Annotated in this window: 24 protein-coding genes; 20 read left to right on the forward strand and 4 right to left on the reverse strand. The window is 59.6% G+C overall.

What is annotated here, in order from left to right; genetic code table 11:
- Positions 1-3: 3 nt before the first annotated feature.
- The 13 genes from AB4N64_RS02665 to AB4N64_RS02725 all read left to right on the forward strand — a co-directional run bounded on the left by AB4N64_RS02665 (position 4) and on the right by AB4N64_RS02725 (position 15,946).
- Entirely contained in the window at positions 4-546 is a 543-nt protein-coding gene (locus tag AB4N64_RS02665) for a sugar dehydrogenase complex small subunit (protein WP_460121748.1), read from the forward strand.
- Positions 543-2,177: a GMC family oxidoreductase gene (locus AB4N64_RS02670; RefSeq protein WP_460121750.1), complete on the forward strand. Its 1,635-nt coding sequence runs from the start codon at positions 543-545 to the stop codon at positions 2,175-2,177. Before AB4N64_RS02665 ends, AB4N64_RS02670 begins: the two co-directional genes overlap by 4 nt.
- 130 nt (positions 2,178-2,307) lie before the next feature.
- Complete coding sequence (locus tag AB4N64_RS02675) at positions 2,308-3,345, forward strand: LacI family DNA-binding transcriptional regulator (protein ID WP_460121752.1); 1,038 nt, start codon at positions 2,308-2,310, stop codon at positions 3,343-3,345.
- Between the two features lie 256 nt (positions 3,346-3,601).
- The gene (locus AB4N64_RS02680) at positions 3,602-4,894 is read left to right on the forward strand and encodes an MFS transporter (protein ID WP_460126575.1); all 1,293 of its coding nucleotides are present in this window, start codon (positions 3,602-3,604) and stop codon (positions 4,892-4,894) included.
- 30 nt (positions 4,895-4,924) lie between these two features.
- Complete coding sequence (locus AB4N64_RS02685) at positions 4,925-6,085, forward strand: L-talarate/galactarate dehydratase (protein ID WP_460121753.1); 1,161 nt, start codon at positions 4,925-4,927, stop codon at positions 6,083-6,085.
- Between the two features lie 138 nt (positions 6,086-6,223).
- Complete coding sequence (locus AB4N64_RS02690) at positions 6,224-7,828, forward strand: response regulator (RefSeq protein WP_460121755.1); 1,605 nt, start codon at positions 6,224-6,226, stop codon at positions 7,826-7,828.
- Positions 7,825-8,517, forward strand: a complete 693-nt coding sequence (locus AB4N64_RS02695) for a sensor histidine kinase (protein ID WP_460121757.1) — start codon at positions 7,825-7,827, stop codon at positions 8,515-8,517. The genes AB4N64_RS02690 and AB4N64_RS02695 overlap by 4 nt, the downstream gene beginning before the upstream one ends.
- 196 nt (positions 8,518-8,713) lie before the next feature.
- Positions 8,714-9,955 (forward strand): glutamine synthetase family protein, encoded by a 1,242-nt coding sequence (locus tag AB4N64_RS02700; protein WP_460126577.1) that lies wholly within the window; start codon positions 8,714-8,716, stop codon positions 9,953-9,955.
- Between the two features lie 70 nt (positions 9,956-10,025).
- On the forward strand, positions 10,026-11,432 hold the full coding sequence (locus AB4N64_RS02705; RefSeq protein ID WP_460121759.1) for an MFS transporter: 1,407 nt from the start codon (positions 10,026-10,028) through the stop codon (positions 11,430-11,432).
- Between the two features lie 349 nt (positions 11,433-11,781).
- Positions 11,782-12,570: a DUF4123 domain-containing protein gene (locus tag AB4N64_RS02710; protein WP_460121761.1), complete on the forward strand. Its 789-nt coding sequence runs from the start codon at positions 11,782-11,784 to the stop codon at positions 12,568-12,570.
- 4 nt (positions 12,571-12,574) lie between these two features.
- Positions 12,575-13,105 carry a DUF3304 domain-containing protein gene (locus AB4N64_RS02715; protein ID WP_460121763.1) on the forward strand — a complete coding sequence of 177 codons (531 nt, stop codon included), beginning with the start codon at positions 12,575-12,577 and terminating at the stop codon, positions 13,103-13,105.
- Positions 13,093-15,393 carry a T6SS phospholipase effector Tle1-like catalytic domain-containing protein gene (locus tag AB4N64_RS02720; protein WP_460121765.1) on the forward strand — a complete coding sequence of 767 codons (2,301 nt, stop codon included), beginning with the start codon at positions 13,093-13,095 and terminating at the stop codon, positions 15,391-15,393. The genes AB4N64_RS02715 and AB4N64_RS02720 overlap by 13 nt, the downstream gene beginning before the upstream one ends.
- Before the next feature lie 88 nt (positions 15,394-15,481).
- Complete coding sequence (locus tag AB4N64_RS02725; RefSeq protein ID WP_460126579.1) at positions 15,482-15,946, forward strand: DUF3304 domain-containing protein; 465 nt, start codon at positions 15,482-15,484, stop codon at positions 15,944-15,946.
- Positions 15,947-16,067: 121 nt separating this feature from the next.
- On the opposite strand, the gene AB4N64_RS02730 is transcribed toward AB4N64_RS02725, so the two are convergent.
- The 4 genes from AB4N64_RS02730 to flgA form a co-directional block, all read right to left on the reverse strand.
- Positions 16,068-16,814, reverse strand: coding sequence for a flagellar brake protein (locus tag AB4N64_RS02730; protein ID WP_460121767.1), 747 nt, complete (start codon positions 16,812-16,814; stop codon positions 16,068-16,070).
- 87 nt (positions 16,815-16,901) lie between these two features.
- Positions 16,902-17,369 carry a flagella synthesis protein FlgN gene (locus AB4N64_RS02735; protein ID WP_460121769.1) on the reverse strand — a complete coding sequence of 156 codons (468 nt, stop codon included), beginning with the start codon at positions 17,367-17,369 and terminating at the stop codon, positions 16,902-16,904.
- Positions 17,370-17,417: 48 nt separating this feature from the next.
- On the reverse strand, positions 17,418-17,744 hold the full coding sequence (gene flgM, locus AB4N64_RS02740; protein ID WP_460121770.1) for a flagellar biosynthesis anti-sigma factor FlgM: 327 nt from the start codon (positions 17,742-17,744) through the stop codon (positions 17,418-17,420).
- A 166-nt stretch (positions 17,745-17,910) separates the two neighbouring features.
- Positions 17,911-18,672 carry a flagellar basal body P-ring formation chaperone FlgA gene (gene flgA / locus AB4N64_RS02745; protein ID WP_460121772.1) on the reverse strand — a complete coding sequence of 254 codons (762 nt, stop codon included), beginning with the start codon at positions 18,670-18,672 and terminating at the stop codon, positions 17,911-17,913.
- Positions 18,673-18,753: 81 nt separating this feature from the next.
- Here flgA and AB4N64_RS02750 point away from each other — a divergent pair, with 81 nt between their 5' ends.
- From AB4N64_RS02750 to flgE, 7 genes are all read left to right on the forward strand, one after another.
- Positions 18,754-19,686 (forward strand): chemotaxis protein CheV, encoded by a 933-nt coding sequence (locus AB4N64_RS02750; protein ID WP_460121774.1) that lies wholly within the window; start codon positions 18,754-18,756, stop codon positions 19,684-19,686.
- A 46-nt stretch (positions 19,687-19,732) separates the two neighbouring features.
- Positions 19,733-20,560 carry a protein-glutamate O-methyltransferase CheR gene (cheR, locus tag AB4N64_RS02755; RefSeq protein WP_460121776.1) on the forward strand — a complete coding sequence of 276 codons (828 nt, stop codon included), beginning with the start codon at positions 19,733-19,735 and terminating at the stop codon, positions 20,558-20,560.
- An 82-nt stretch (positions 20,561-20,642) separates the two neighbouring features.
- The gene (locus AB4N64_RS02760; RefSeq protein WP_460121778.1) at positions 20,643-20,942 is read left to right on the forward strand and encodes a hypothetical protein; all 300 of its coding nucleotides are present in this window, start codon (positions 20,643-20,645) and stop codon (positions 20,940-20,942) included.
- Positions 20,923-21,330: a flagellar basal body rod protein FlgB gene (flgB, locus tag AB4N64_RS02765; RefSeq protein WP_368554742.1), complete on the forward strand. Its 408-nt coding sequence runs from the start codon at positions 20,923-20,925 to the stop codon at positions 21,328-21,330. Before AB4N64_RS02760 ends, flgB begins: the two co-directional genes overlap by 20 nt.
- Before the next feature lie 2 nt (positions 21,331-21,332).
- Entirely contained in the window at positions 21,333-21,776 is a 444-nt protein-coding gene (gene flgC, locus AB4N64_RS02770; protein ID WP_046046514.1) for a flagellar basal body rod protein FlgC, read from the forward strand.
- 15 nt (positions 21,777-21,791) lie between these two features.
- Positions 21,792-22,517 carry a flagellar hook assembly protein FlgD gene (gene flgD, locus AB4N64_RS02775; RefSeq protein WP_460121780.1) on the forward strand — a complete coding sequence of 242 codons (726 nt, stop codon included), beginning with the start codon at positions 21,792-21,794 and terminating at the stop codon, positions 22,515-22,517.
- A 32-nt stretch (positions 22,518-22,549) separates the two neighbouring features.
- A complete protein-coding gene (gene flgE, locus AB4N64_RS02780; RefSeq protein ID WP_460121782.1) occupies positions 22,550-23,863 on the forward strand; it encodes a flagellar hook protein FlgE in 1,314 nt (437 codons plus the stop codon).
- Positions 23,864-24,120: the final 257 nt, after the last annotated feature.

The following is a 24,120-nucleotide window of genomic DNA, read 5'->3' on the forward strand; positions in this document are numbered from 1 at the left end:
TTAATGGACACGACGAACAAACAAGCAGTGATTCAAACCCCGGCGGGCTTCTCTCGTCGCAATCTGTTGCGCGGTTCCGTGGCCCTGGGCCTGACGGCGTTGGTCACTGGCGTGATGCCCTGGCAGTCAGTGCTGGCTGCACAGGTTTCCAGCGACGACTTTGTTGCGCTGTCGCAGTTCCTGGTGAGCCGCCCGGTCAATCCGGTGCTGGCCGCTCGTTACTTTGCAGCGCTGGATAAGCGCGCGCCGAATTTCTCGACCAACGCCATCGCCCTCAAGCAATTGATCGAGGCCCGTGGCTACAAGCATGTGGATGAGTACCTGGCGCAGCCCGAACCGGATGCGTCGCTGAAGGCGACGGCCACCAGCATCATTTCGGCCTGGTACCTGGGCATCGTCGGTGAGCCGGCGGACGCGGAGCTGGTGGCTTACTCCCAAGCCCTGATGTACCAGCCGACCCACGGCATTCTCATCATCCCAACTTACGGTGGCGGCCCGGCTACATGGGGCGCCAAACCAGCAGCTATTGAAGGTTCGAAAGTATGAGCAGCGATCAATTCGATGCCGATGTGGTGATCATCGGCTCCGGCGTCATGGGCGGCCTGATCGCTACCGGTCTGGCCAAGGCAAACAAATCGGTGATCGTGCTTGAGGCCGGTCCCCGGGTGAATCGCCGTGACATCGTGGAAACCTTCCGCAATGCCCCGGTGAAACTGTCGCTGGCCAACGCCAAGTTGCAGGGTGCGGGGTCGCCTTACCCGAGCCTGCCTCACGCGCCGTCCACCTACGGCGACTATCTGCAGCAGGTGGGGCCGGTGAAATACAACACCTCCTACCTGCGTGTGGTCGGTGGTACCACCTGGCACTTCGGTTCGTCGCTGTGGCGCATGCTGCCCAACGACTTCCGGCTTAAATCGCTGTACGGCCGGGGTCGTGACTGGCCCATCAGCTATGACGAGCTCGAGCCTTTCTACGCGCGAGCCGAAACCGAGCTGGGCGTATCGGGCGTCGATGGCCAGGATGAAAGCGGGCAGGGTGGCGATGCCTATCCGCCGCGCTCGATCCCGTACCCGATGGAAGGGCTAAAGCCCAGCTACATGTTCAAGCGCCTGTCCGAGCTGCTGAGCAAGGGCGGTTACAACCCCATCCTTGAACCTAATGGCCGGGCAACCCGTCCTTACGGTAAGCGGCCGCCGTGCGCCGGCAACAACAACTGCAACCCGGTATGCCCGACCGCCGCCAAGTACGACGGCTCGATGCACATCGATGAGGCTGAGCGCCACGGCGCCAAGGTGCTCGATAACTCGGTGGTCTACAAAATCGAGGCGGGTGATGACGGCAAGATAACCGCCGTCTGGTACATGCGCCCGGACAAGTCCAAGCACAAGCTGACCGCCCGTGCCTTCGTGCTCGCGGCCTACGGCATCGAGTCGCCGAAGCTGTTGCTGATGTCGACGTCCGACAAATACCCGAACGGCATTGCCAACTCTTCGGACCAGGTCGGTCGCAACCTGATGGACCACACTGGCATCAGCATGAACGTGATGACCAAGGAAGACATGTGGCCAGGCCAGGGGCCTACCCAGTTGCTGGTCTACCTGAACAGCCGTGACGGTGCGTTCCGCGAGCAGTATCCAAGCTACAAGATCAAGGTGCGCAACACGGTTCCGACCTCGCAGATCACCTCGAACTTGATCGCCAAAGGTGTGTTGGGCTCCAAGCTCGATCAACAGATTCAGTTGCAATCGGCGCGTTCGTTGAACTGGGCGGTAGACTTCGAAACCTTGCCGCTGCCGGAAAACCGCGTCACCCCGAGCAAGACCAAGTTCGATGCGATCGGCCTGCCTGTGCCTGAAATCTACTACAGCGTTCCGGACTACTGGCACGCCGGTAAAGAGAAGGCCCTGGAAGACTTCAAGCAGTTCGCCAAGTTGCTCGATGCCGACATCGTCAGCACCGACGTGGGTTTCCAGAACCGTCAGCACATCATGGGCACGACGATCATGGGCGACAATCCGAAGGACTCGGTAGTCGATCGTGACTGTCGCACCCATGACCACCCGAACCTGTTCATCGCCGGCACGAGTGTCATGCCATCGTCTTCCTGTGTGAACCCGACACTGACCGGTGCGGCGTTGAGTATCCGGATTGCCGATGTGCTGGTGGGCGAAGTCTGATTCACCCATAGCCCGTTCGAATACAAAGCAGTAGCGTGAATATTCAGCCGACCTTTGATAAGTTTGGCGCCTTCACCTACTGCTTTTTTCGTGGCTCCAGAAACGGGGGGCTGCGTCTTCGGAATTGTTCATGGCAAAGAAACCGGCAACGCTCTCCACCGACACCCGGACACCCTCGAGCCTGACGCTTATCGACGTGGCCAAGGTCGCCGGGGTTTCGCCGATGACCGTGTCCAGGGCGTTGCACCGGCCGGAACTGGTCTCCGAAGCCACTCGGGACAAAGTCCGTGAAGCGGTGCGCCAGACCGGTTACGTACCCAACATGCTGGCCGGGGGCCTGGCGAGTAACAAAAGCCGCCTGGTCGCCATTTTCCTGCCCACCATCGCCAACTCGATTTTTGCCGACACCGTGCAAGCGCTCATGGACCGCCTGACCCAGGCCGGTTATCAGACGCTGCTTGGCCTGACGGGCTACTCGGCGCAACAGGAAGAAAATCTCCTTGAAGCGGTACTCGGTCGACGTCCGGATGGCATTGTGCTGACCGGCACATTGCACACTGAATCCAGCCGTATGCGTCTGGCGCAAGCGGGCATTCCCGTGGTCGAGGCCTGGGACTTGAGTGAGGACCCGCTCGACATGCTGGTTGGGTTTTCCCACGAAAAAGTTGGCGAGGCGACTGCTCGGCACCTGGTCGACAAAGGCTACAAGCGCTTTTCGGTGGTCAGCATCAGCGATCCCCGTGGCCTGCGTCGTTGCCACAGTCTGATTGCCGAACTCAAGCGACTGGGTGTGGGGGAGGTGCCCATGCAAGTCCTGGCGCCGCCCGCCACCCTTGAAGTCGGGCGTGAAGGGTTGCAACGTTTGCTCGATCAGTCGACCCGCCCCGACATTGTTGTCTGCAGTTCGGACACCGTCGCCCAAGGCGTTTTGGCCGAGGCTGCCAGTCGCGGGCTGAAGGTGCCGACGGACCTGGCGGTCATGGGTTTTGGCGACCTCAGTAGTGCGGCCCATGTGTACCCGGCCCTGTCGACCGTCAGCGTCGACGGTAAGACCATCGGCCTGCAAGTGGCCCAGGCCTTGTTGGATCGATTCGAAAACCCGGCGTCTGCGCAGGATCCCGTACGCATCGACACGGGCTTTACCCTCATCGACCGCGCCAGTACCTGAACTGAAAATCGCAAACTTCATAGCATGACGGTGTTGAATGATTGCGCAATCAGTGTAGTATCCATTCAAAAGGTCGCCTCGTTTCTGCCGAGGGCGACCTTTTTAAAAGCTAATGATGATTGCGCAATCATCTGGTGGTAACAGGAGCGATAAACGCCAAACGGATACACCGCTGCAATTCACAATAAGGAAAACAAGAGTGATCAATCCCACGCAGTCGATAGCGAAGACCAACGTCCGCTATCTCATCCTTGTGATGATTTTCATCGTCACGGTATTCAATTACGTTGACCGCGCCACGCTGTCGATTGCTGCCCCGAGCATGCGCACCGATCTTGGCTTCGACGCCATGACCATGGGCATCGCCTTCTCGGCATTCGGTTGGGCGTACACCTCGATGCAGCTCCCGGGCGGCATCATTCTCGACCGTTTTGGCTCTCGGCTGGTGCTGGGCATGAGCCTGATCATCTGGTCGGTGTTCACCTTTTTGCAGGGTTACGTCGATCTGTTCAGCTCGGCCTTTCTCGCGCTGTTCGTCCTGCGTTTCATGATGGGCATTGCCGAAGCGCCAGCGTTCCCGGCCAACAACCGCCTGACGGTGATGTGGTTTCCGCGACATGAGCGGGGCCTGGCCACGGCGGTATTCCAGTCTGCCCAATACTTTGCCCTGGCCGCGTTCACGCCGCTGATGGTCTGGTTGGTCAGCACCTGGGGTTGGCAGCATGTGTTCTGGGTCACCGGGGGCGCCGGCATCCTCATAGGCCTGCTGTGGTTTCGCATGGTCCATGAGCCGCGCAAGGACAAACGCGTCAACCAGGCGGAAATCGACTACATCGAAGCGGGTGGCGGCCTGCCCACCATCGGCGACGTGAAGACCCCGTTCAGTTGGAAGCGCATGAAGGCCATTGGTGGCAACCGCATGATGGCGGGCATTTACCTGGGCCAGTTCTGCCTGACGTCGATCACCTGGTTTTTCCTCACCTGGTTCCCAACCTACCTGATCGAGGCCAAGGGCATGACCATGCTCAAGGTCGGGCTGGTGGCGGCTATTCCACCCATCGCCGGATGCCTGGGCGGGGTGCTCGGCGGCGTCTGGTCGGACTGGATGCTGCGCAAGGGCTTCAGCCTCACAGCCGCGCGCAAGACCCCGATCATCTGCGGGCTGTTGCTCTCCAGCAGCATCGTGGTCGCCAACTACACCCAGTCGATCACCCTGGTGATTCTGGTGATGTCGGTTGCCTTCTTTGCCAAGGGGGTCGGCAACCTCGGCTGGTGCATCGTCGGCGACGTGTCCCCGGCTCGGGCCATGGGCGTCAGCGGGGCGATGTTCAACTTCTGCGGCAACCTCGCCAGCATCGTCACCCCAATCGCCATCGGCGTGATGATCAACCAGTTGGGCTCCTTCGACGTGGCGCTGATGTACGTCGCCGGCATGGGGCTGCTGGGCGCCTTCGCCTACCTGTTCATTGTCGGGCCACTCAAGCGCCTGGAGCTCGATGACTTCGAGGACACCCCGGCGAGCGCCGATCTGAATCCCCAGCGTTCCTGAACCTTTCACCTTTCATTGAAGGAGAGCCCCATGCTCGCACAACAAACTACCCTCAAGTCCTCCGATGATGACCGCATCGCCTGGGTGCGCGTGTCTTCGGTCATTCTGCCGCTGGCCAACCCGATCAGCGATGCCAAGGTGCTCACCGGTCGGCAAAAACCCATGACCGAGATCGCCATTCTGTTCGCCGAAATCGAGACCATCGACGGCCATCGCGGTTTGGGTTTCAGCTACTCCAAGCGTGCCGGCGGCCCGGGCCAGTTTGCCCATGCCCAGGAAATTGCCCCGGCGCTGATCGGCGAAAACCCCAGCGATATTTCCAAACTGTGGACCAAACTGTGCTGGGCCGGTGCATCGGTCGGACGCAGCGGCATGTCGACCCAGGCTATCGGTGCGTTCGACGTAGCGTTGTGGGACTTGAAAGCCAAGCGCGCCAACCTGTCACTGGCGCGCCTGCTCGGTGCGCAACGTGATTCGGTGCGGTGCTACAACACCTCGGGCGGTTTCCTGCACACCCCGCTGGATCAACTGATGAAGAACACCGACCTGTCCCGCGAGAAGGGGATTGGCGGCATCAAGTTGAAGGTCGGGCAGCCGGATTGCGCCATCGACATCCAGCGCGTCAGTACCGTGCGCAAACACCTGGGCGACAACTTCCCGCTGATGGTCGATGCCAACCAGCAATGGGATCGGCCGACTGCCCAGCGCATGTGCCGCCAGTTCGAGGAGTACAACCTGATCTGGATCGAAGAGCCGCTGGACTGTTACGACGCCGAAGGCCATGCCGCACTGGCACAGCAATTCGATACGCCGATCGCCACTGGGGAAATGCTTACCAGCGTGGCCGAGCATGCCGAGTTCATCAAACTGCGCGGTGCCGACTTCCTGATGCCCGATGCGCCTCGCGTGGGCGGCATCACGCCGTATCTGAAGGTGGCTTCAATGGCCGAGCAGGCAGGGCTGATGCTGGCCCCGCATTTCGCGATGGAGTTGCATGTGCATCTGGCGGCAGCGTATCCGACCGAACCTTGGGTCGAGCACTTCGAATGGCTCGAGCCGCTGTTCAACGAGCGCCTGGAAACCCGCGATGGCCGCATGCTGGTGCCGACGCGCCCGGGCCTGGGGCTGACGCTCAGCGAGCAGGTCAAACCGTGGACGGCGCAGGCCGCGGAGGTTGGCAAGCGGCCCTGACGCTCCAGGTTTGCAATACGCTGGATGATTTCGCCGCTCGAAGATATTTCGCAGGCCCGTTGCTTCAAGAGAATGGCATGGCTGGCCGATAACCCGGACAGCTCAGATCTTATTCTTAACATTGCCTGGAAATCTTCGATGTCGTCGTATCACCAAAAGCGTTTTCTGATCGTCGATGATTTCTCCGATTTCCGCAGTTCCGTGCGTTCGATGTTGCGTGAGCTGGGCGTCAAGGATGTCGATACTGCGGACACCGGAGAGCAGGCACTGAAGATGTGCTCACAGAAGTCCTACGATTTCATCCTGCAGGACTTCCATCTCGGCGACGGCAAAAAAAACGGGCAACAGGTGCTCGAAGACCTGATGTTCGAGAAACTGATCAGCCATGAGGCGGTGTTCGTCATGGTCACCGCCGAGACGAGCCAGGCGATGGTGCTCAGTGCCCTGGAGCACGAGCCTGATGCGTACCTGACTAAACCCTTCAACCGCTCGGGCCTGGCCCAGCGGCTGGAGCGCCTTGAGCAACGCAAGACGTTGCTCAAGCCGATCCTGCAGGCGCTCGATCGCGGCAAGCCGGCCGAGGTGCTCAATGCCTGCATCGCCCTGTGCAAACAAGACATCCGTTATTCGCCGTTGTGCCTGCGCTACCGCGCCGATGCCTTGCGTGACCTCAATCAGAACGAGGCGCTGGAGCGCCTCTATGACGGCATCATTGCCGACCGGCCGTTGCCATGGGCCTTTGCCGGTTTGGGGCAGCTGTTGTTCAAGCGCGGCCAGGTCGCCCAGGCCAAGGGCGTCTATGAGAAAGCCTTGAAGGTCTTCCCGATGATGCCGGCGCTGTACGACGGCATGGCCGATGTACTGGTCGCCGAAGGTGATACCAAGGGCGCGCAACAGGTGTTGGAGGAGGCGATTCGTTTGTCGCCATTGGCGGTGCGCCGGCAAGCGCTGCTGGGCAAGTTGGCGATGACCAACGAAGACTTCGACACGGCTTCCAGGGCCTATCGTCAGGCGGTCAACCAGGGCGCGCAATCGCGTTACAAGGATGCCGAAAGCAACCTCGGCCTGGCCCATGCCTTGATCAGCAAAGGCAGCGACAGGGGCCTGGACACCCGCACGCGCCTGGAAATCAACACCACCCTCAGTGCCGTGGCCAAGGAAAACCCCAGTGACCCGGGCCTGCAGATTCGGGCGCGCCTGATGAAAGCCACCAGCCTGTTGCTCAACGATGCCGAAACGGCGGACAAACTCACCGAGCAAGCGCTGATGCGCCTTGATGGCATGGAGCAGTTCATGAGCCCCGAGGCCGCGTTGCTGGTGGCCAAGCAGTTGCAGATGCTCGGCCAGGCCGACGCCGGGAATTCGATGCTGAAAAACTGCGCGGAAATCTACGGCGACGACCCGAACGTCATGAAAAACATCGCCAAGCTAACCGACGATCCGACGATACTCAATTCCAGTAACGCCGCCGCGGATCTCAATCGTCAGGGTGTACGGGTGTACAAGACTGGCGATCTGGTTCAGGCGCGGACCGTGTTCCGCAAGGCCCTGGCGATGCAGCCGAAAAACATCAGTATCGCGCTGAACATGGCGCAATCGCTGCTGCACGGCACTGACACCAGTGTGCCTTCGGCGGAACTTGAAGAATGTCGGGCCTGCCTGAAAATGGTCGGCCTGATGCCTGACACCGATGCGCGTTACTCGCGTTATCAGAAACTGAAAATCAAGGCGTTTGGCGAATGAGCAAGGACGACCCGGCACTGGATTTTTCCACGGTGATTGCCTCCACCGTGCACGACATGAAGAACTCCCTGACCCTATTGATGCAGGCCCACAGCCAATGGCTGGAGCGCTTGCCCGAGCCGGACCGGCATGCGCCGGAGCAGGGGGTGATCGAATTCGAATTTGCTCACCTCAACGGCATGCTCGTGCAGTTGCTCGGGCTGTACAAGCTCGGCGTCAACCAGATGCCGTTGCAACCGGCCTATCACGAACTGGACGATTTCATCGAAGCGCAACTGGCCTGCCATCAGGACGTGTTCGCCAGTCGCGGCATCATGGCGACGTATGAAGTGGACCCATTAAGCCCACTGGGATTCTTCGATCGCGAGTTGATCGCCTCGGTGCTGGGCAATTGCATCAATAACGCCGTGCGTTACGCCCGTCACGCGGTATTGATCACCGTCAGCGATGAGGCCGGGCAACTGGTGCTGACGATCAATGATGATGGTGACGGCTATCCGGCCGAGATGATCGAGCGCCAGGCCGATTACGTGCAGGGCATCAACCACAGCAGCGGCAGTACCGGGCTGGGCCTGTATTTCGCCGGACGCATCGCGGCGTTGCACCAGCGCAACGGCGTGGGCGGCCACACGCGAATCAGCAATGGCGGGCCGCTGGGCGGCGGCGTTTTCAGCCTTTATCTGCCGTAGTGATGATTTTGTTTGTCGCTGCTTGAAATTGTGAACAGGCGCAGCCTATTTTGTACGGTCGCCGTTCGCGGCTTGCACTACAAGGGATTGCGTCATGATGACCGATGGCCAGGGTTCACTCGCACAGCGACTGACCGGCATTGATGAGATTGAATGTGTCACGCCGGACCTCAATGGCGTACCGCGCGGCAAGGTCATGACGACCGAGGGATTTCTGGAGGGGCGACGCTTGCAGATGGCGCGGGGCGTGCTGCTGCAATGCATCATGGGTGGCTATCCGGCCGCACGTTTTTACGGCAGCGATGACGGCGACCTGGCGCTGGTGGCCGATCCCGCACAGATTCACCGCTTGCCCTGGAGCCCGTCGCCGCGGGCTTGGGCGATCTGCGATGCCGATGAGCTGACGGGCGAAAGTTCGGCGCTGTCGACCCGTGGCCAGCTCAAGGCAGTTATTGCGCGTTACGCGGCGCGGGGGCTGGCACCGGTGGTGGCCACTGAGCTTGAGTTCTTCGTCTTCGCGCCCAACACCGACCCGACGCAACCTTTCCAGCCGCCGCTGGGCCTGGACGGTCGTCGCGAGGAAGGTCATTCGGCGTTCAGTGTCAGCTCCAATAACGGCCTGCGTCCGTTCTTCAAGGAAGTTTACGAATGCATGGCCGCGCTGGGGCTGCCCCGCGATACCTTCATGCACGAGATGGGCGTCAGCCAGTTCGAGATCAACCTGCTGCATGGGGACCCGCTGTTGCTCGCCGATCAGACCTTCCTGTTCAAGCACCTGCTCAAGGAAGTGGCGCTCAAGCATGGCCTGACCGTGGTCTGCATGGCCAAGCCGCTGGCGCACACGCCGGGCAGTTCGATGCACATCCACCAGAGCGTCGTCGAGATCGGCAGCGGGCGAAACGTGTTCACCGACGAGACGGGAGAGCCGACGGCGGCTTTCCGTCATTTCATCGGCGGGCAGCAGGCCGCAATGGCGGACTTCACGGCGTTGTTCGCGCCGAACGTGAATTCCTATCAGCGCCTGTGCCACCCGTTCGCATCGCCCAACAATGCCTGCTGGTCCCATGACAATCGCGCGGCAGGCTTGCGCATTCCAGCCAGTTCACCGGTTGCACGCCGGGTCGAGAATCGCTTGCCGGGCGCAGATGCCAATCCGTACCTGGCCATTGCTGCCAGCCTGGCGGCGGGTTTGCATGGAATTGAACACCAGTTGGAGCCGAGCGCGGCGATCCAGGGTGAGTTTTCGGTGCCGGACAATCTTTCGTTGCCCTGTACCTTGCATGCCGCCCTCGAACGTCTGAGCTGTAGCACGTTGGCGAAGGAACTGTTCGGCAAGGAGTTCATCGAAGGCTACGTGGCTTCGAAGACCCTGGAACTGACCAGCTTTTTTGATGAAATTACCCCCTGGGAACGCCGTGTCCTGGCTGCCCAGGCCTGACGAACTTTCGTCTTCGGGCTATCGTTTTCGTTAGCCCGTATCTCACCGCAAGGAGCCGCTCGGAACGCCGATGCGCCAGATCTGGAAAGCTTTTCGAGCGCTGTATTTCGCCTCGCTGATGATGCTGATCGGCTCAGGCCTGTTGAGCACTTACCTGGGCTTGCGCCTGGCGGCCGACAACGTCAACAGCCTGTGGGTCGGTGCGTTGATGGCGGCCAACTATTTTGGCCTGGTACTGGGCGGCAAGATCGGTCACCGGCTGATCGCACGGGTCGGGCATATCCGGGCTTACTCCGCTTGTGCCGGGATCGTCGGTGCGGCGGTGCTGGGCCATGGCCTGGTGGACTGGTTGCCGGCGTGGATTTTCCTGCGGGTCATCGTTGGCCTGGGCATGATGTGCCAATACATGGTGATCGAGAGCTGGCTCAACGAGCAGGCCGACGCGCCACAGCGCGGCACGGTGTTCAGTGGCTACATGATTGCGTCGTATCTGGGCCTGGTGCTGGGTCAACTGATCCTGGTCATGCACCCGGCGCTCGGCCTGGAACTGTTGATGCTCGTGGCCCTGTGTTTTGCCCTGTGCCTGGTGCCGGTGGCCCTGACCCGACGCATTCACCCGGCACCCTTGCGCCCGGCGCCGATGGAGCCACGGTTCTTCATCAAGCGCGTGCCGCAATCGTTGAGCACGGTGCTTGGGGCCGGGTTGATCATCGGTTCGTTCTACGGTCTGGCGCCGCTGTATGCGGCGCAGCAGGGCTTGTCCACCGAGCAGGTCGGTTTGTTCATGGGTAGCTGCATTTTTGCCGGGCTGGTGGTGCAGTGGCCATTGGGCTGGTTGTCCGACCGCTATGACCGGGCGCTGCTGATCCGCTGTTTTGCGCTGGTGCTGGCGATCGCGGCATTGCCGCTGGCGATCATGCAGCAGGTGCCGTTGGAAGTGTTGTTCATCATCGGTTTCATTTGTTCGCTGGTGAAGTTCTGCCTGTATCCGCTGGCGGTGGCGTTCTCCAATGACCACGTCGAGGCCGATCGCCGGGTGTCGCTCACGGCGATGCTGCTGGTGACCTATGGGGTCGGTGCCAGTATCGGGCCGCTGGTGGCGGGTGTGCTGATGAAGACGTTCGGCAGCCACATGCTGTATGCCTTCTTCAGTTTCTTCGCCTTGGTGCTGGTGTGGCGGATCCGGCCGAAAGCCGTCACCAACCTGCATCAGGTGGACGATGCGCCGCTGCACCACGTGGCCATGCCGGACAGCATGGCCAGCTCGCCGCTGGCGGCCGCCCTGGACCCGCGGGTGGATGAGCAGTCGGTGCAAGATCAGATGCAGAGCCCGGTCGAGCCTGCGCCGGAACCTGCGCCTGCGGCAGAAACTGAGGCAGAAGTTGCAGCCACAACCGCAGATGAGCAACCAGCCCCCAAACCTGCGCAGCGTCCACAAGATGGCCAGGACCCGACGCTGCCGGACGCCATTCCCTGAGGGGCTTGAAAGACGCGCATAAAAAAACGGGCAGTCACCGCAAGGGACTGCCCGTTTTTTTGGGGGCTCGACCTAAGAAAATTCCTACTGATCCTGCATCTCAAAATGTGGACGCATCCTACGCCCCCATCAGAATCGTCCTATTTCAACAATTTTCAGCTTCTAGAACACTGACCCGCAGCCAACGCGGGTAGATGAAAACCTCCCCGCCACTCCATCCAGGCCAGGGAGGCTTGAGCATGAATGCACCCCCGATCTTCTTCGACCAAAGCCGCCACAAACTCTGGGCGCTCGACTTCCACCCGATTCTTGGCGTGCCGGCCTGTTTGTACACGGGGAGGGCCCAGGCATGACGTCGATCATGAGCGACACCTGGCTCGAACAACTGGACTCGTCCTGCGCCGAGGTCTCCATCACCTGCCTGGACATCATCATCGACCAGGCGGGCGGCGCCCCGTTGCTGCCCAGTGTCCTGAGCGTCGAGCCGGCGCTGCCCTGGCAATCGTTGTTCAGTGGATTGCCCGAGGAAAGCGCCGAGGATCTGGCGCCTTTGTTGGTGCGGGTCGATCTTGCGCAGCCGCTTCAGCGGCAATGGCTGAAGGGACTGATCCAATTCCTGAAAAATCGATCGCAATTGTTGGTGCTGGCGTCCTGTTGGCCGTTCGGAGTGCTGGCCGAATATCTGGGCCAATGCCTGGAAGCCCGCCATGTGGGGCGATTGGGGCTGTTGCGTTACTACGACCCGCGGATATTCCCGTTGTTGTTCAGTCATGTGCTGCAAGCCGATCAGCAGCAGGTGTTATTGCGCCCGGCGTGGTTCTGGAGCTGGCTGGATATCGATGGTGAACCTCGGTGGCTGATGGGCAGTCCTGATCGGCCGCGGAGCCCGCTCGACTTCGTTCACATCGAACTCAGTGACCTGCAGCTGGATGCATTTAGCTGCGTCAGCGACGCCCTGATGGCGATAAAGCGCCATCGTCAAGCGATGCCGGGCGACTGGAGCGCCCAGCAGCAATTTGATGGGTGTTTTGCGGCCATGCTCGAGGCAAACCAGAGTGGACTTGTGTTCGCCCCGGAGCGTGAAGCCTATGCCGTCGCCAAGTTGCAGGGCGCCGGTGTTAATCCACCAACGACATAAGGAAATGAACCCCATGCCGACATTTTCAAGCGGCGGTTATCGTGCCGTTCTTCTCGGTGCTCTGGTGTCAATTTTGACTCCCCCAAAAGCCTCGGCAGGAACTCTCGAAGCGATCAACCACACCCATTGGGCCATCAATCAATTCGCGGTCAATGGACAATCGGGTCTGGACATCATCGGTCCCTATCAGGGGGGAGGCGGAGGGTGTTGTTATATCGCGCCTTCGCGGTGGGTGCCGGGGATGACGGTGAGTGTTAATTGGGAAACGGGAGTGGCTTACGCGGAGGGATCTCCAGGTTATGCGGATTGGCCTAAATATCTTGAGTGGGCAAGACAGATCAAGGCGCAGAAGCGTCAATACACCAAGGTTGTGCCCGTACCCGATTACACAGGTCAAAAAGTGTGCGGTCTCACCGTGCATTTCCTGCCCTGTGACGAGCTTCAAGTCACCACCTCTTGTTACGCCTATGGCAGCCCTGAGTACCCCATCAAAACCCCGTTGAACCTGCCGGAGCCGCAATCATGTCCGAATTGACTCATGCCGGCGTTTGGTATCCACCACCCTTTCCTGAACTGGGTAGGCTGCCGAAAAAAGAGTGGCAAGTTCAACATAACCTGCTGCGCCGAACCGATTGGGAATCCGACTATCACGACGCCCTGAGCGGAGCGGCGGGGCGGCGTGCCTTGCTGCCGTGCTGCAAGACGCTGCACATCAGCCTGTGTTTCGACGGCACCGGCAATAACCTAAACAACGACCTCTATCTGTCCACGCCTGCGAACCCTACTAACGTTGCTCGGATGTTCCGCGCCAGCATTGGTACCGGCCACGCAGGCGGTACCGGGCACCCCAGCAGCAAGGCTCGGGGGCTGACCGATGCTCCTGGGGCCGGCAACAACCAGTATTTCAAATATTACATGCCCGGTGTCGGCACACCCTTTGCCGAAGTGGGCGACCTGGATTACACCCAACTGGGCATGGCTACCGGGTGGTATGGCGAGGAGCGCATCAACTGGGCGTTGTTGATGATCATCGATGCGCTCAGGCGCAGTCTGGATTTACCCCGAATGGATAATGTTGCGCTGCTCGGCGCCGTCAAATCCATGGGTACGTTGGTGGGGATGGAGTCCGGTGGGGAGGCCAATCGAGCCAATGTGTTTGACAAACAGCTCGCAGCCCTTGAACAGCCCTTACGCACAGCGCTGGCAGACAATTTGCCGGCGCGCCCGAAACTGTTGGGGATCAAGCTCTATGTGTATGGGTTTTCCCGCGGTGCGGCGGCGGCCAGAGCCTTCGTCAACTGGCTCAACCAGTTGCTGGACCGCGATGCAACAACGCCCTCGCTGAAGTTCAAGGACCTGACCCTCCCCGTCAGCGTCGAGTATCTGGGGTTGCTGGACACCGTGGCGTCGGTGGGTCTCGCCGATATTGCGTTTGGGGCGGACGGGCATATGGGCTGGGCCGATAGCAGCCAGGAAATACCGGACCGGTTGGTCAAGCGCTGCCTGCATCTGGTGGCCAGTCATGAGCAGCGGTTGTGTTTTCCATCGGAGTCGATTCGTCGGGCGAGCGGTGGGTATCCGGTTAATTCCATGGAGGTGATTTATCCGGGGGTGCATTCGGATGTGGGTGGAGGGTATCCGCCGGGCGATCAGGGGAAGGCCGCTGGAAGAGATGACCGTTATTTGTTGTCGCAGATAGCTTTACACGATCTGTATTCCGACGCGTTCGCACATGGAGCACCACTGAAAGTACCGCCAAAGTCCCTGCCAGTGCAGATGAGAGATGAGTTCTGGCGTGCTATGGAAACAGATGTCGAGATCGAATTCGGTGTTTCCCCCGATCTGGCTCTCCGCTTCAACGCCTGGCGCGAAGTAACTCTAAATTTGTTGCCTCCTCGCCAGCCATTAAGCCCCGAGCAAACGGACTACTACGAACCCCTAACAGCCTCTATCAATTTGGAAGGGGCCATGCGCAACCAACTGGGCTGGATAACCGCCTGGCGTATCGACCGCTACGGTTTTTCCAGCCTCAGACAAACAGCGTTTTACCAACAGGCAAGCGACACGCAAGTCGATCCTTATGTGCAGCAAAAAGCTGAGGCCGCGCGAGAAGCAAAACAGGACGCCATCAAAAATATCCGAAAAGAACAGCTGATCAACGAACGCGTCCCGGGCGCCGAAAAGAAACCCATGGAGCCCGGTATCAAGGACTTTGACCCGGACATGGCGCAGACCCAACTGCGTGAAGCCGCCCAGGAGTTCAGCTTGGACTACCGCAACATCGAGAACATCGAGACGATAGCGCTCTGGCTGGTAGGCGTGGCGTTGCTCCCTGGGGTTTTGGCCAATCGACTCGCGATCAACGCACGGGCCGAGCGCGCGGCAATCAAGGCCATGGGCAGGGAGCGCGTCAGCCAACTGTTCCCGCCACCTAAATTCGAACGCAACCACGTCGATGAAAATACGCGCCATAACGTCGATGAAAGCCGCAATGCGCAGGAGGCCAGCGGATTACTGCGTGCCTTATTCGACGATCAGGTCCACGACTCGCGCGCCTGGTTCCTCTACGCCAAAGGCCGTGAGCGAGGGGGCACGTACTTCAGTGAGCGCATGGTGTTCTTCGGCGAAGTCAACCGACGGGAGTTGGTGCTGCTCAAGGAAGGCAACGGCGGGATGGTAGCCGACAATCGCCATTCCCAGCCGCGACCGAGGCCACCTTCGATCCTGGATGGCGAGGGTTTGGCCGAGATGCAAAAGAGGCTCAGCGCACGTTGGGAGAGCTTCGGCGCACAAGCCAGGGAGGTTCGCGATGAGACGGTTTGAGCACGTTGCCGGGCATCGAGCGCGAAGCATGTGGGGCAGGCTCCAGCGTATTCAGTGTCGTTACGTGATATGGGCAATCGGCATCCTGATGGCTGCGCCGGCAAACGTTAATGCCAGCACCCTCGAAGCGATCAACCATACCCACTGGGCTATTAATCGCTTCAGGGTGGACGGGCGCTCGGGTCTCGACATCATTGGCCCGTACCAGGGCGGGGGAGGAGGATGTTGTTATGCCGCGCCTTTGCGTTGGAAACCGGGAATGATGGTGCGTGTTGATTGGGAAACTGGTGTGGCTTACTCCTACGACAATCCGGGTCTTGCTGATGAGGCGAAATACGATGCTTGGCTAGACAACATCAATGCCCAAAAACGCCAACACAGCAAAACCGTCCCCATCCCCGACTACACCGGACAAAAAGTCTGCGGCCTCACCGTGCACTTCCTGCCGTGCGACGAGCTTGCGGTCACCACCTCCTGCTACGCCTTTGGCAGCCCGCAATACCCGATCAAGATGCCGCTGCATCTGCCGGAGCCGCAGTCATGCCCACAATAAGCTCGTTTGTGTTAGCTGGGGCGTTGTTCAGAAAGAAAATAGGAGTGGCAGGACGCCAGGTGTAGCCACGGGTCTTGCTGCGATGCGGCAAGACCCTGCACATTTGCCGAGGTAGCAGACGTTACATATCGTCTTTATCGAAGCGACGTGCTTCACGCTGCAACTGATAGACGAAACGTTCGACCTGGCGCTGCACCAGCCCGCTCATGTTGTGAAAGCGGATGCCGGCGAAGGTGGTGGAGATTCTTTCTTCGAAGTGCAGGTAGCGCAGTTCGACCGGCGCGGTCATCTTGCCGAAAGGCAGGGCGGCGGCGAAGCGATCGTAGACCTGGCCCAGTTGCAGGCTGGCGGTGATGTCGCCATCGAAGCGCAACTTGCAGCCGGTGGCGGAAATATCCAGCAGTTTGCCGCGAATCGGCGCCTTGAGCTTTTCACCGTCCAGGTCGATGTCGACCAGTTGCGCCAGCTTCAGGGCGGCGCGGAAGGCGTTGCGGCGCTGGTGGTAAACCACTTCGTCCGGCAGTGGGGCAAGGTAGCCGCGCTCGCCGCCGGACTCGTCGAGCGTCGGTTGGCCGTTGCTTTCCCAAGCGATACGCACGCCATCATGAAAACCTTCGACCTTGTACGGCTCGCCGGCCAGCAGGAAACGCTCGCCATCGCGCGGGATCATTTCGTCGAGTTTGATCGTGCCACTGTCGCGGTCGACGTTCACCAGGTAGCTCTGAAAGCGCTGGGTCCGTTCGTGGAAAGTAATGATCAGCGGATCATGGCTGTCTTGCAATTGGCGCAGGTTGCCGGAGATCTCCAGAGGCGTGGTGAGCACCTTGGGTGGCTGCGGGGAATCTTCCGCATTTAAGGCATTGGACACATCAATCTCCAGACAAAATATGACTACAACTGGCCACTATAGTGCCAGCATGTTGCGAGTCTTCATAGGGCGTGATCATTTGCAGGCTCAAGCCTGACTGAGCGGGCGCGGCTTCGCAAGTTTCGCGGTAGATCCGCGTGCATCATAGAGTGCTGGCGGTTCACCGCCGGTGAGGATTTTCAGCTGGTTGGCCGTGGCGGCCTGCTGGACCAGAATCGACTGGCCATTATTGGCGTTTGCCGCTTGGCATTGAGCCAACAGATCGGTCAGCACATCGCTCTGTTCCAGCAGTTGCGGGCCGATGCTCGATTGGCTGGCCAATTGCTCCAGGCCATTGCGATTGAGCGGCAGGTTCAGGCTGGCGAGAATTTCACTGCGTTTGCGGCCATGCTGTTCGAGCAGAATGATCATTGCCTGCTTCTGCGCCAGAATCTCTTCGAGCAGAGGCATGTCGCGACCGTGCAAGGCGAGGGACTCGGTTTGCAATAACTCCAGCAGGTGTTGAGCGGGAGCGAAGTCGTCGGTGATCAGTTGCAGTAAATTAGTATCGTGCATGGCTGGCCTTGGTTTTTAAGCGTCCAAAAGCCTGGCGCAGACCGGAGCCTAGCGCTGGGCTTCGAAATTGAGCAGTTTGCTGGCTACACGGTTGCTGTCGACTTTGTAGCTGCCATCGGCAATCGCTGCTTTCAACTCGGCCACCCGGGCTTTGTCGACGGCAGGCTGATCACGCAGCTTGTCAGTGACCTGTTGCAACTGTTGAGCCTCATGGCTGAGGTGTACCGATTCCCCGCTTTTAACGGTGCTGGCCTGTTCGGCCGGGGTATTCAACGCTTTGGACTGGCCAGTTTCGGCGGTGTCCTTGGCGGCGTTGGTACGTGTATTGCCCGTTAGTGGCGAGGTGCTGTTCAAACGGCTGAAATCGATGACCATGGTAAAAAACCTCTGAATATTTGGACGCTTGCCATGTTCTCGGCTATCCCAGTGAAAACTTTAGACCCATTTTATCAATGAGCCTGCAAGCGCCAGCACGTCTTCCGCATGCGCCACAGTTTAGGGAACAGCCCAGGGCAACGCCACTGATTCGCGATCAGAGTTGCTACATGGCCACCTCCACCTGCCCAGGCGCGGTCACTTGCGCCTTGATAACCCGTTTGGAGTTGAGGTTTTTCACGCGAATCTGCTCGCTCATGCCGCCGTTGGACAGTGCTTCGCCGGGCATCCTCACGCTCAGCGTGCCGCTACGGGCAGTAATCACCACCTGATCACCTTTGCGGATGACTTCAGTCTGTTCGAGATTGACCAGGGTTATCACCTGATCAGCGACCATTGGTCGGGTAAGTCGCTGACCGATCGCCTGGTCCAGGGTGGTCAGATAGCCCTGGGTAACCTGGCCGATGTCCCGCTCGCGCATGACCACGTCACCGGGCTCGACGATGTCGGCGCGACGCAGGGGGCGGGCAGTGGTCACTATCTCGCGAAACAGGCGCACTTGAGCGGGCACGAACACTGTCCACGGGGAGCTGCCCTCGCAGCGAACCTTGACCGTGACACGGCCCAATGGCTTGGCAGGGCTCTCCAGACTGGCTGTCAATTCCTTGTCGCACATGGGCATGCGCAGGCGCGGGTCGAGCTGTTTGACCTCGATTTCGTAACGACCTTCGGTTTGACTGGTGGCCAGGTAGTCCTCTACGGTGAATTCAAGAAAGCCTTGGGTGACGCCGATAAGCATGTCAGGCAAGGTAACTGCGTCAGCAAGGGCAGGGCTGCCAGCGTTGAACAGGCAGACGGCCGATATCGCGCAGAGCAATCTGCGGGAGGTGGATGTCAGGCGTCGAAAAAATGTCGGTTCTGTGTTCATAAAAGTTAAAAAGCAAGCGCCGTGCCGTTTAGTGATGAATGTGCGTCGCAACACAACTAGCGTTGGTGTAGGAGTCTGGGCATGGCTGGTGTAATGGATTCGGTAAACCAGCGCACGCAACTGGTAGGGCAGAATCGCCTGGAGCTGTTGTTGTTCCGTCTCGACGGCCAGCAGCTCTACGGGATCAACGTGTTCAAGGTTCGAGAGGTGCTGCAATGCCCCTCGCTGACCGTGATGCCCAAGTCCAGTCCTGTCGTGTGCGGTGTGGCAAATATCCGGGGAGCGACCATTCCGATTCTTGATCTGGCGATGGCAACCGGTTCCGGAGCATTGAAAGATCAAAGCAACCCCTTCGTGATCATCACGGAGTACAACACCAAGACCCAGGGTTTCCTGGTGCGCTCGGTGGAGCGCATCGTCAACATGAACTGGGAGGAGATTCATCCGCCGCCCAAGGGCACCGGACGCGATCACTACCTGACGGCTGTGACTCGGGTCGACAATCAGCTAGTCGAAATCATCGACGTCGAGAAGGTACTGGCGGAAGTGGCGCCGACGCCCGAAGCGATTTCCGTGGGCGTGGTCGACGTCGAGACCCAGCACAAGGCCTTGTCGCTGCGCGTGCTGACCGTCGATGACTCGTCAGTGGCACGCAAGCAGGTCACGCGTTGCCTGCAGACGGTCGGTGTCGAAGTGGTGGCGTTGAACGACGGGCGGCAAGCGCTGGACTACTTGCGCAAGCTGGTCGACGATGGGAAAAAGCCGGAAGAAGAGTTCCTGATGATGATTTCCGACATCGAAATGCCGGAAATGGATGGATATACCCTGACGGCGGAAATCCGCAACGACCCGCGTATGCAAAAGCTTCATATCATCCTGCATACTTCGTTGTCGGGTGTGTTCAATCAGGCGATGGTCAAGAAGGTCGGTGCCGATGACTTCCTTGCCAAATTCCGTCCTGATGACCTGGCATCCCGGGTGGTTGACCGGATCAAAGCAGCAGATATCAGCTAGGGGCCTTCTGCCCCTGGCGGTTCACACGATTTAAGAGGCGGCAGCATTGTCTACGGGTAATTTGGATTTCGAACAGTTCCGGGTGTTCCTGGAAAAAGCCTGTGGCATCTTGCTGGGTGAAAACAAGCAGTACCTTGTCTCGAGCCGTCTCAACAAACTGATGGAGCAGCAAGGCATCAAGTCCCTGGGTGAGCTGGTGCAGCGCATCCAGACCCAGCCGCGCAGCGGTTTGCGCGAGATGGTGGTCGATGCCATGACGACCAACGAAACCCTTTGGTTTCGTGACACCTATCCGTTTGAGGTCTTGAAGAACAAGGTATTGCCCGAAGCGATCAAGGCGGCTCCCGGCCAGCGCCTGCGCATCTGGTCGGCCGCCTGCTCCTCGGGGCAGGAGCCCTATTCGCTTTCGATGTCCATCGACGAGTTCGAGCGGACCAATATCGGTCAGTTGAAGGCGGGCGTGCAAATTGTGGCGACTGACCTGTCGGGCTCCATGCTGATCAACTGCAAGACCGGCGAGTACGACAGCCTGGCCATCGGCCGTGGCTTGTCGCCGGAACGCCTGCAGCGTTATTTCGACCCGAAAGGGCCGGGCCGCTGGGCGATCAAGGCACCGATCAAGAGTCGGGTGGAATTCCGCGCTTTCAACCTGCTGGACAGTTACGCGAGCCTCGGCAAGTTCGACATCGTGTTCTGCCGCAACGTGCTGATCTACTTCTCCGCCGAGGTGAAGAAAGACATCCTGTTGCGCATTCACAGCACGCTCAAGCCTGGTGGCTATCTGTTCCTCGGCGCCTCCGAAGCGCTGAACGGTCTGCCGGATCATTACCAGATGGTCCAGTGCAGCCCGGGGATCATTTACCAGGCGAAGTGATTGCTTGCGACAAACAAACGGGAGTCCGACAGGGCTCCCGTTTTTTTATGCCCGATGGTCCTCTCCCGCTGTAGGAGCGAGCATGCTCGCGATGGTGGTCAACGATAACGAGGGGTATCAGGCAGCCAGCGTCGTCTGGACGGTCATCGCGAGCATGCTCGCTCCTACAGGAGGGGCGGCGGCGGGGATGTTCGGCGCAAAGCGGCAGAAAAGCGGCAGGCGGCGGAAAACGATTGCCGCTTTTCTGGCATTGGCACCAGCCCCTTTTACGCGAAGCCCCGTAAACCGGGGGTTCGCCGAGTTGGCACGCCGCTTGCTAAAACCTTCGTACGAAAAATCAGGTCTCCCGAAGGTTTCCCGACATGAGCATCAGCTTCGATAAAGCGCTCGGTATCCACGAACAAGCCCTGGGCTTCCGCGCCCAGCGTGCCGAGGTTCTGGCCAACAACATCGCCAACGCCGACACCCCGAACTACAAGGCTCGGGATCTGGACTTCTCCAAAGTGCTCGCCGAGCAGAGCGAGAAGACCAAGAACGGTACTTTCGCCCTGAACATGACCAATAGCCGTCATATCGAAGCGCAGGGCCTGGGCAACGGCGACGAGTCGCTGATGTATCGCACGCCGATGCAGCCGTCGATCGACCAGAACACCGTTGATGCTCAACTGGAACAATCGAACTACGCGGAAAACTCGGTCAACTTCCAGGCCAGTTTCACCCTGCTCAACAGCAAATTCAAAGGGCTGGTCTCAGCCCTGCGTGGAGAATAAACATGTCGCTAGCCAGCGTTTTCAATATTGCCGGTAGCGGCATGAGCGCCCAGACCACCCGGTTGAACACCGTGGCGTCAAACATCGCCAACGCCGAGACCGTCTCGTCGAGCATCGACCAGACCTACCGCGCGCGTCACCCGGTGTTCGCCACCATGTTCCAGGGCGGCCAGAGTGGCGGCAGCGATTCACTGTTCCAGAACCAGGACGCTGCCGGCCAGGGTGTGCAGGTGCTCGGCGTGGTCGAAGACCAGAGCAACCTCGAAGCGCGCTACGAACCCAACCATCCGGCGGCCGACGCCAAGGGTTACGTCTACTACCCGAACGTCAACGTGGTGGAAGAAATGGCCGACATGATTTCCGCGAGTCGCTCGTTCCAGACCAACGCTGAAATGATGAACACCGCCAAAACCATGATGCAAAAGGTCCTGACCCTCGGTCAGTGATAAGGGGCGACTCAGATGAGTGTTACTGATACTACCGGCGGCCTTAGCCTCAAAGACATCCTGGCCAACTCTTCGATCAAGACCAATAACACCAGCTCCGACGGCTTGGCGTCCGCGACCAACAGCGCCACCGGTAAAAAGGCCCTGGGCAAGGATGCGTTCCTGCAATTGCTGGTCACGCAGTTGAAAAACCAGAACCCGCTGGAGCCTCAGGACAACGGCGAGTTCGTTGCCCAATTGGCGCAGTTCAGCAGTCTGGAAGGCATCACCACCCTCAACGACACCGTGAGCGGCCTGGCCAGCAACTACAGCTCGTCCCAGGCGTTGCAAGCGTCGTCGCTGGTAGGCCGCTCTGTTATTGCTCCGGGCGACAAGGCCGTAGTCGACACCTCGAAGAGCTTCACCGGGACCATCGCCGTGCCTGCTTCGGTCGACCCGGTCAAGGTCAAGATCACCGACGCCGATGGCAAGGTTATCCGCACCATCGACCTGGGTAGCCAGAAGGCCGGAACGTCCAGCTTCATCTGGGACGGCAAGAATGATGCGGGCGAAGTGGCAACGGCGGGCACCTACACCTTCGCCGCCACCGCGACCTACGACGGCAAGGCAACTTCGCTGGTGACCTACCTGCCAGCCACCGTCAACAGCGTGACCATCAGCCAGACCGGCGGTGAGTTGATGCTCAATCTGGCCGGGCTGGGCAGCATCGCCCTGTCCAAAGTCCAAACTATTGGTATGTAAGAGCCGACTAACCCGGCACAAAGGAGTGGAACATGTCTTTTAACATCGGCCTTAGCGGTCTCTACGCAGCCAACAAGCAACTGGACGTGACCGGCAACAACATCGCCAACGTGGCGACCACCGGTTTCAAATCGTCCCGCGCGGAATTCGAAGACGTTTACTCAGCGACGAGATTGGGCTCCGGCTCTAAAGTTATCGGTAATGGTGTGCGCCTGGCCAACGTCTCCCAGCAGTTCACCCAGGGTGACATCAACAACACCGGCAACGTGCTGGACATGGGCATCAACGGTTCGGGCTTCTTCGTGCTGAACGAAAACGGCTCGCTGTCGTACACCCGTGCCGGTACCTTCAAGGTCGACAAGGACGGTTACGTCACCAACTCCGACGGCACTGCGCGCCTGCAAGGCTACGGCGTGGATGCCAACGGCAAGATCATCAACGGCATCCTGACCGACCTGCGCATCGATACCTCGAACCTGTCGCCGAAGACCACGACGACCATTTCGTCGACGATCAACCTGAACTCCACGGCAACGGCGATCAATCAGACCACCTATCCATTCGACCCGAGCAAGCAGGAATCCTTCACCAAGCAGTTCAGCACACCGATCTATGACACCCAGGGCAACCAGCACGCCCTTGATCAGTACATGGTGAAGACGGGTGACAACACCTGGAAAGTCTATAGCTTGGTCGACGGTCGCAACCCTGATGGCACCGATCCGACCGATCCGGCGACCCCTCCGGTGGCCTCGACCATGGCCTTCGACACCTCCGGCAAGCTGGTGTCGGTGACCACCCCCGGAACTCCACCGGTGGTCAGTCCTGACTTGAAAATCACCGGCTGGATTCCGGGCAAAGTGGTCAACGGCACCTGGAGCGCGAACGGCGCTGCCTCCGATCCGGCTGGCATTACCATCTCCATGAGCAACACCACCCAGTTCAACGCCGATACCGCGCGTTCGATCCCAACGCAGAACGGTTACGCCACCGGTCAGATCACCAACCTGACCATCGACGGCAGCGGTGTGATGCTGGCCAACTTCAGCAACAACCAGACCAAGGCCATCGGCCAGATCTCCTTGGCGAGCTTCACCAACGAGCAAGGCTTGCAGCCAGTGGGCGGCACGAGCTGGAAGGAAACCTTCGCTTCGGGTATCCCGGGGTACGATGCACCGACCACCGGCACCCTGGGCTCGATCAACTCCAACTCGCTGGAAGAGTCCAACGTCAACCTGACCAGCGAACTGGTCGATCTGATCAAGGCGCAGAGCAACTACCAGGCGAACGCCAAGACCATCTCGACCCAGAGCACCATTATGCAGACCATCATTCAGATGACCTGATACGGTTGGCGCTGCATGAAGAACCCCTCGCAAGAGGGGTTTTTTTATGGCCGGCTTTTTGTGTTGCCTGGGCGCGAACCTGTAGGAGCGAGCATGTCGAACCGTCGCGATGGTAGCCCAGACACCGCGGGCCCCACACAGCCCCCGTCATCGTTAACGACCATCGCGACGGTTCGACGCCTCGACGTGCTCGCTCCTACAGGGTGGGGGGGGCGGGGGCCGGGGCGGGGCAAAAGAAAACCCCCGACAATCCAGGG

The organism is Pseudomonas sp. S2_C03 (assembly GCF_054668405.1).